Below are 7,280 nucleotides of genomic sequence, written 5' to 3'. Positions count from 1 at the left end.
GTTCGGGTTGTTTTAGCGGGAACACTGTTCATACATACAGTATAAGTGTTCCTAAACCACTCAGGCAATCATCTGCCGCGCTGTCCATCTCCGGCCTGAAGGCCGAGGTCTTTCGTGCAACCTGATAAATCGACCATGAGAGAAAACGCGGGCAGCCGTGAAAGAGGGCGACAGCTTAGCCGCTTTTCGGCAATCCTCCGCATTCACTGAGGCATCGAGGGATTGAAAGGTCTCGCCACACTTGATACCGTGAAGGCCCGTTGAAACCTCATTCCAGGAGACGTCATGTCTTATCTGCTGCTCATCGCCGAACCTGTTGGACAGCGGGCCGAGCGCTCGCAAGCCGAAGGCAAGCTCCTCTACGAGCGCATGGTCGAATTCGGCGCGGAACTGAAAGAGCGTGGTTTGCTGATCGCAAGTGAGTCGCTCGCAACGGGCGGCGTGCGTATCAAGAAACGCGACGGCCAGACGAGCATGATTGACGGACCGTACGCCGAAGCGAAGGAAATGATCGGCGGGTTCTACATGCTCGATTGCGCGACGAAGGAACAGGCTATTGAGATTGCAACAGCGTGCCCGGCCGCGGAGTGGTGCGAGGTCGAGGTGCGCAAGGTCGGTCCCTGCTGGGAATAAGTTGCTCCGCGAGTTACTTCGCGTTAACCCTTGGCAGCAGAAAAATTGTCGATTTCTCCGTGCGTCATTCGTCGTGGAGATGAGAGCGTAACCAGCGTTCTCGTTTTCACGGCACAAGGAGAACGGCAATGCGATTCATCATCCTGGTCAAGGCGACCGAAAAAAGCGAAGCGGGAGTGTTGCCCGAGGACGCGCTGATCAGCGCAATGGCGACCTATCACGAAGAACTCGCGAAAGCGGGCGTGCTGCTCGACGCAAGCGGTTTCCAGCCAAGCGCCAAGGGTTGGCGCGTGCGTTATGAGGGCGGCCGGCGAACCGTTATCGATGGACCGTTTCCCGAGACTCGCGAACTGATCGCGGGCTATACCTTGATCCAGGTGCGCTCGCGTGAAGAAGCAATGGAGTGGGCGCGCCGTTTTCCATCGCCGATGGGCGAGCGCGAAAGCGGTGAGATCGAAGTGCGGCAGTTGTATGAGCTGGACGAGATCGGTTCGGGGGAATCGATCGAACGTTTCCGCGAACTCGAAGGGGCACGCCGATGAGGACCGCAGCGGTTCCATCGCGCGTCCAGTCAAAATTCAAAGACGGATTGAACCATCTGAAGACGCTGGCGGAAGCCCGCTAACGTCACTTATCTATTCTTGAGAGACAACAAAATGAATAAGCAAATCTTTTTGAACCTGGCGGTCGAGGACCTGCAGAAATCGCGCGCCTTTTTCGGTGAACTCGGTTTCAGCTTCAACCCGAAGTTCAGCAACGACCAAGCCGCGTGCATGGTGATCAGCGAGCACATCTACGCCATGCTGCTGGTGAAGCCGTTCTTCCAGACCTTCACGACCAAGACGATCATCGACCCGACACAGCAGGTCGAGGCAATTACGTGCCTGTCGTGCGAGAGCCGTCCCGAGGTCGATGACATCGTGGCGAAGGCTGTGCGCGCGGGCGGCAAGACACCGCGACCGCCGCAGGACTACGGCTTCATGTACAGCCACGGTTTTGATGACGTCGACGGCCATACCTGGGAGTTCGTGTACATGGATCCGAACGCGGCGGGCGCACCGTGAGCGGAGCTTCCGGCACGTCCGGCCCGTCCGGCAGCCAGGAACAGGCCACGCACCGCGCGATAGAAGCGGTGTGGCGGATGGAATCGGCGAAGGTGATTGCGGTCGTGGCGCGAATGGTGCGCGACGTGTCGCTCGCCGAGGAGTTTGCGCAAGATGCGCTGATCGCGGCGCTTGAGCATTGGCGAGTGGATGGCGTGCCGGACAACCCGGGCGCGTGGCTGATGACCACGGCGAAACATCGGGCGCTGGATCGTTTGAGGCAGGATGCGCTGCACGCCCGCAAGCACGAGGAGTTGGGACTCGACATGGATGCGCGCGAGGAGCACGTCACGCCGGATTTCGTGGATGCGCTGGATGCCGCGCGTGAGGACGATATTGGCGACGATTTGCTGCGGCTCGTGTTCACGGCGTGTCACCCGGTGCTGTCCGTCGATGCACGGGTTGCGTTGACGTTGCGGCTGCTCGGCGGCCTGACTACGGACGAGATTGCGCGTGCGTTCCTGCAGCCCGAGCCGACCATCGCGCAGCGCATCGTGCGGGCGAAGCGGACTTTATCAGCGGCACGGGTGCCGTTTGAAGTGCCGAAAGCCGACGCGCGGGCGGCACGGCTCGCGTCGGTGCTCGAAGTCATTTATCTCATCTTTAACGAAGGGTATTCGGCGACTGCCGGTGACGACTGGATGCGTCCGTCGCTGTGCGACGACGCGTTGCGTCTCGGACGGATTCTCGCGGGTTTGACGCCTGATGAGAGCGAGGTGTACGGGCTGGTTGCATTGATGGAGATACAGGCATCGCGCACCCATGCACGAACCGATGCGAACGGCCGGCCGGTCTTGTTGATGGACCAGGATCGCAGCCGATGGGACCCGTTGTTGATCCGTCGCGGCCTCGCCGCGTTGGAGCGGTCGGAGGCGCTGAACGGCGCGCGCGGACCTTACGCATTACAGGGCGCGCTGGCGGCTTGCCATGCGCGCGCGCGCCGGGCGGCGGATACGGATTGGGCGCAGATCGTGGCTTTATACGATGCGCTGGCGATGGTCGCGCCGTCGCCCGTGGTGGAGCTCAATCGCGCGGTGGCGGTGGGGATGGCGTTTGGTCCGTCGGCGGGGCTGGAGATAGTCGACGAGCTGGGTTCGGATGCGGTGCTGGCGAATTACCACTGGTTGCCGAGCGTGCGGGGCGATCTGCTGGCGAAGCTGGGTCGTCGCGAGGAAGCGCGGGTGGAATTCGAGAAGGCCGCCGCGATGGCGCGTAATGCGCGTGAGCGGGAGTTGCTGCTTGAGCGGGCGGCGCAGATGAAGGGGATGAGGGAATGAAGCGGGCTTTCGCGGCGGCAAGTTAGCCGGGGCGATCGACCTGATCGCATCAAAACCTACTCCATCCCCATCGGCGCGACTTCTACAACAACCCGTTCCAGAGCCCGAAACGGCGCCAGCCTGATTTCATCGGCGAGGGTGGTTGTGATCAACCGCCAGTCCCGCTCCAGCGGCGTCCAGTGCTGTTGGCGCGTGCGCCCGAGTTTGTCGGCATCGGCGAGCACCACCACACTCGCTGCACGGCGAATGATGCAGTCTTTCAGATAAGCCTGTTCCGCACTGGCCTCGCATAAACCAAAATCCGCCGCCACGCCATCGGCGCCGAGAAACGCAATATCCACGCTCAACCGGCTCAGCACGAGTTCCGCCAGCGGCCCGAGCGTGCTCATGCTCGATGCCCGCAAATCGCCGCCAATCAGCGTGATTCGCATGCCCGGCACATTGGCGAGCGTCATCACTGCGAGCAGATTATTGGTCACCACATGCAAGTCGCGATGCGCGCTCAAATGGCGCGCGAGCGCAGCGCAGGTCGTGCCGCCATCGAGCAGCACCGTGTCGCCATCCTTCACATGCAGCGCCGCAGCCTGGGCAATCGCTTCCTTCTGTTCGCGCTGCGCCGACTTGCGCTCCTCCAGCGACGCCTCCGGTTCATGCGCGCCGACCAGCGCAGTTGCGCCGCCATACGTGCGCACGAGGCGCCGCTCCTTCGCGAGCATCGTGAGGTCGCGCCGCACCGTCGCCTCCGATACCCCCAGCGCCTCGCTCAACTGCTCTACGTTGGCGTCGCGTGTGAGGACGAGATCGAGGATGGCGCGGTGACGGTCGGCTGCTTTCATCGGTGAATGCTCATGCGGATAACAAGGCCGCCGATGTTACACGAGCGGCTGCACTGATCCGCTCACCCGCGCCGCGTCGCGAGTTCCGCGCCCTGGCGCAGTGCTTCGAGCAGGCTGCGTTCATCGGCGATACCTTTGCCCGCGATATCAAACGCCGTCCCATGATCCACCGACGTGCGGATCACTTCCAGCCCGACCGTCACATTCACGCCAGCCTCAAGCCCGAGCACCTTGACCGGACCGTGTCCCTGATCGTGATACATCGCGACCACGAGATCGAAGTCACCCCGGCCGGCGCGGAAAAAGAGCGTATCGGCGGGCAGGGGACCCGTCACATCGAGCCCGCGTTCCTGCAGGATCTTGACCGCCGGGATGATCTTTTCTTCTTCCTCGCCATAACCGAACAAGCCGTTCTCGCCCGCATGCGGATTGATGCCGCACACGCCGATACGCGGTTTCGCAATCCCCGCTTTCACCAGCGTCGCGTTGCCACGTTCGATCGTGCGCTGCACGAGGCCGGGCTCGATTTTCCTGATCGCATCGATGATGCCGATATGCGTCGTCACATGAATCACGCGCAGTTGCGGCGCGACGAGCATCATCGAGACTTCGTTCACGCCTGTCAGATGCGCGAGCATTTCGGTGTGCCCCGGAAACTTGTGGCCGCCCGCGTGCAGCGCTTCCTTGTTGAGCGGCGCGGTGCAGATCGCATCGATCTGTTGCGATTGCGCCAGCTCGACGGCACGCGCGATGTACTGATACGCGGCATCACCGGCCACAGCCGAAAGCTGGCCGAAGGGCAGGTCGTCGGGGATCAGGTCCAGGTCGATACAGTCGATCGTGCCCGCCTCATACTTCGCCTCCGACGCATCCTTGATGCGGCGGATCTTCGCGCTGCCATGCACGATGTCATTGGCTTGCTCGAGCCTGCGGGCATCACCGATCACGAGCGGACGGCACTGCTTGTAGACCACGTCATGCGTGAGGCTCTTGACGACGATCTCGGGACCAACGCCGGAAGCATCGCCCATCGTGATGCCGATTACGGGAAGCGTGTTGCTCATGATGGTTCGTTGAACTCCGTGTAAGTGGGGGCGCTTTGAGGCGAGGCAAATGTCGTGTTCGCGTTCATTGCGTTAATGCGTGTTAGTGGCTGCGGCCGGTGTTCGCGGCGGCGGTACGGGCAGCGGCAGTCTCTGCAAATGCTCCCACGCGCCGAACAGCGCATGCTCGCTGCCAAACGCACCGGCTTTGGTGACGATCGCGGGACGGGCAGGATGCGGCGCGCAAGGCCGCGCGACCGCGACGCCCGCTTCGACTTCGGCCAGCAGATCGAGACTGCCGATGCCGGCTGCGCTCAGCATCGCGCGGGCGGTTTCGCCGCCGGTCGCGATCAAACCTCCGACATGCCTGAAATGCGGCGATACCAGCGCGGCGAGGGCGGTGGACAGATGCGCGCCCTCCGCCGGATCGAACGCATCGTCGCGACCGATGCGCACCAGCAAGTCGAGATGCCGTTCGAGATAGTCGCCAATCTTCGATTGCCACTCGCACCAGTCTTCGTGTTCGCTGCCCACGCGCAAAACCGCTGGCGGCACGATCAGTTCGCTTACGCGGGCGCGCTCGCGCAACATCGCGCATTGGCGTTCGGACACGGCGGAGAGACTGCCGACCAGGACCAGGATCGCGCCATCCTGTTTCTCGTGGACGAGGGTTTCGCGGGGCGGGGCACCGAAGAGATCGGGCAGCGACGCCAATTCGCGCGCCAGTCCGCCCGATCCGACCCAGAACAACGGATGGTCGAGTTGCGCGGTGATTTGCGCGAGCCGTCGAAGGTCATCGCCCGTATGAGCATCGACGATCAGTGCTTGTGTGCATTCGGTCGCCGTTGCGTTGATCCGGTCCAGCAGCACGTTGGCCTCACCGCGCAGGGTGTCCACGTCGATGGATTCGCACCGCAGGCCCGCTTCCTCGAGCATCGTCAGCACATTCGCCGGCCGGCCGGCGTTTTCCAGCTTCCACGTGTCCGTGCTTTCCAGCGGTTCGCCATGCACCAGCACGCGTGCACCCTGTAACGTGCGGCCGGTGGCAGGAAACGCGGGCGCGACAATCGCCAGCCCGGCAAGCGGCTGCAATGCGGCCACTTCAGCGGCCCAGTTGCCGCGCAACGTCGAATCGATTTTCTTGTACAAACGACGGCCGGGCGCGTTCAACGCGTTGAATGTGTCGGCGGTGCGGTGCGCCGCGTCTTGTGGGGAGAGGCGGCGCGTGTCGGTATCGGCGGCGATGACGTCAAGGTCACCGGCCTTCGTCATGCCCGATGTCTCCAGCGTCACGACCGTACGCCGTCCCGCTCCAGCGAACGCGATTGCGCAGTCGGCCGCGCCGGAGAGATCGTCGGCGACGATCAGGATGCTGCGGGGGTTCATCGCGTGGCCTCCTTTTGCACCTTCGGCACGGTACGGCGCTCTTCAGCCCGGGCGTTCACCCGTTTCGCGACGGCCGCCGTCAGGACGGGCGACACAATAGCAGTCACCACCACGCACGCCGCGACCAGCAGTGTCGCGCTTTTGGCGGCCTCCGCGTAGACCGGATTCGCCGCCGCGATCAGCGCGGGAACCGCCGCCGCATTACCCGCCGTGTTGGCTGCCGCCACGCCGGCCACGCCTGTGCCGCCCGTCAGGCGGTCGGTGAAATACAGCGGAATGCCGGTCACGACAACCACCGCCAGTCCCAGTCCGATGCCGAGCAAACCTGCTTGCCAGACTTTGTGCAGGTCGAGACTGGCGCCCAGCGCGAGCGCGAAAAACGGGATCATCACCGGCACGGCGCGCGCGAGGAAGTCGCGCATTTCGCGGTCCAGGTTGCCGAGCAGCATGCCGGCCGCGAGCGGCAGGATACTGCCGACGAGCGTGGGCCACGGAAACGCCGAGAGCCCCGCCACACCCAGCGTGACCATCGTGAGAAACGGTCCCGATTCCAGCGACATGATGGTGTACGCGCCCACATCTTCGGACCTCCCGTATTGCCCCATCAGCGCCATGTAGAGACCGCCGTTGGTGTCGTTCATCGCGGCGACGACGGCGAGCGTCGAGATGCCCGCGAACAGACCGGAAGAGATTGGCTGCTCACCGAGAAAATGCCCCAGCACGACACCTACGACAATCGCCGAGCCAATCTTCGCCGCGAACAGCGCGCCGCCTTTCTTCAGGAGATAGGGCGTCGCCTTGATGTTGATGCTCGCTCCCATACATACATAGAACACGGCGAGGATCGGCAGCGCACCGGTGAAAAGCGCGTTGGTGAACGAGCCGAAGAACTTCGGCATGCCGGGTAGGAACGTCGCGACTAGCGAGCCGAGAAGCAAGGGCACGATCATCATGCCGCCGGGAACGCGCTCGATCGAGCGCTTGATGGGAAGCTGGGCCATA

8 protein-coding genes are annotated in these 7,280 nt (G+C 63.1%); 4 read left to right on the top strand and 4 right to left on the bottom strand.

Translation table 11 applies throughout. The features are described from left to right. The first annotated feature begins 285 nt into the window (after positions 1-285). The 4 genes from M0D69_RS36550 to M0D69_RS36535 all read left to right on the top strand — a co-directional run bounded on the left by M0D69_RS36550 (position 286) and on the right by M0D69_RS36535 (position 3,013). A complete protein-coding gene (locus M0D69_RS36550) occupies positions 286-633 on the top strand; it encodes a YciI family protein (protein WP_301786693.1) in 348 nt (115 codons plus the stop codon). Between the two features lie 128 nt (positions 634-761). Then, positions 762-1,175 (top strand): YciI family protein, encoded by a 414-nt coding sequence (locus M0D69_RS36545; RefSeq protein ID WP_301786692.1) that lies wholly within the window; start codon positions 762-764, stop codon positions 1,173-1,175. A 114-nt stretch (positions 1,176-1,289) separates the two neighbouring features. Continuing rightward, complete coding sequence (locus tag M0D69_RS36540) at positions 1,290-1,697, top strand: VOC family protein (protein WP_301786691.1); 408 nt, start codon at positions 1,290-1,292, stop codon at positions 1,695-1,697. After that, on the top strand, positions 1,694-3,013 hold the full coding sequence (locus M0D69_RS36535) for an RNA polymerase sigma factor (RefSeq protein ID WP_301786690.1): 1,320 nt from the start codon (positions 1,694-1,696) through the stop codon (positions 3,011-3,013). Before M0D69_RS36540 ends, M0D69_RS36535 begins: the two co-directional genes overlap by 4 nt. A gap of 56 nt (positions 3,014-3,069) precedes the next feature. Here the strand turns inward: M0D69_RS36535 and M0D69_RS36530 are convergent, their stop codons facing one another. The 4 genes from M0D69_RS36530 to M0D69_RS36515 form a co-directional block, all read right to left on the bottom strand. Next, a complete protein-coding gene (locus M0D69_RS36530) occupies positions 3,070-3,849 on the bottom strand; it encodes a DeoR/GlpR family DNA-binding transcription regulator (RefSeq protein WP_301786689.1) in 780 nt (259 codons plus the stop codon). 62 nt (positions 3,850-3,911) lie between these two features. After that, the gene (pdxA, locus tag M0D69_RS36525) at positions 3,912-4,913 is read right to left on the bottom strand and encodes a 4-hydroxythreonine-4-phosphate dehydrogenase PdxA (RefSeq protein ID WP_301786688.1); all 1,002 of its coding nucleotides are present in this window, start codon (positions 4,911-4,913) and stop codon (positions 3,912-3,914) included. Positions 4,914-4,985: 72 nt separating this feature from the next. Then, on the bottom strand, positions 4,986-6,278 hold the full coding sequence (locus M0D69_RS36520; RefSeq protein ID WP_301786687.1) for a four-carbon acid sugar kinase family protein: 1,293 nt from the start codon (positions 6,276-6,278) through the stop codon (positions 4,986-4,988). Continuing rightward, on the bottom strand, positions 6,275-7,279 hold the full coding sequence (locus M0D69_RS36515; protein ID WP_301786686.1) for a 2-keto-3-deoxygluconate permease: 1,005 nt from the start codon (positions 7,277-7,279) through the stop codon (positions 6,275-6,277). Before M0D69_RS36515 ends, M0D69_RS36520 begins: the two co-directional genes overlap by 4 nt. Position 7,280: the final 1 nt, after the last annotated feature.

The sequence above is a fragment of the Caballeronia sp. SEWSISQ10-4 2 genome, from assembly GCF_030464885.1.
GTDB lineage: Bacteria > Pseudomonadota > Gammaproteobacteria > Burkholderiales > Burkholderiaceae > Caballeronia.
The sequence above is the reverse complement of the archived record's forward strand: the minus strand, read 5'-3'. Positions and strand labels throughout refer to the sequence as shown.

What these genes read in the sequence shown, in the direction of transcription:
- M0D69_RS36530 (WP_301786689.1), bottom strand. Translation starts at nt 3,849, where the DNA reads ATGAAAGCAGCCGACCGTCACCGCGCCATCCTCGATCTCGTCCTCACA.
- M0D69_RS36540 (WP_301786691.1), top strand. Translation starts at nt 1,290, where the DNA reads ATGAATAAGCAAATCTTTTTGAACCTGGCGGTCGAGGACCTGCAGAAA.
- M0D69_RS36520 (WP_301786687.1), bottom strand. Translation starts at nt 6,278, where the DNA reads ATGAACCCCCGCAGCATCCTGATCGTCGCCGACGATCTCTCCGGCGCG.
- M0D69_RS36515 (WP_301786686.1), bottom strand. Translation starts at nt 7,279, where the DNA reads ATGGCCCAGCTTCCCATCAAGCGCTCGATCGAGCGCGTTCCCGGCGGC.
- pdxA (WP_301786688.1), bottom strand. Translation starts at nt 4,913, where the DNA reads ATGAGCAACACGCTTCCCGTAATCGGCATCACGATGGGCGATGCTTCC.
- M0D69_RS36545 (WP_301786692.1), top strand. Translation starts at nt 762, where the DNA reads ATGCGATTCATCATCCTGGTCAAGGCGACCGAAAAAAGCGAAGCGGGA.
- M0D69_RS36550 (WP_301786693.1), top strand. Translation starts at nt 286, where the DNA reads ATGTCTTATCTGCTGCTCATCGCCGAACCTGTTGGACAGCGGGCCGAG.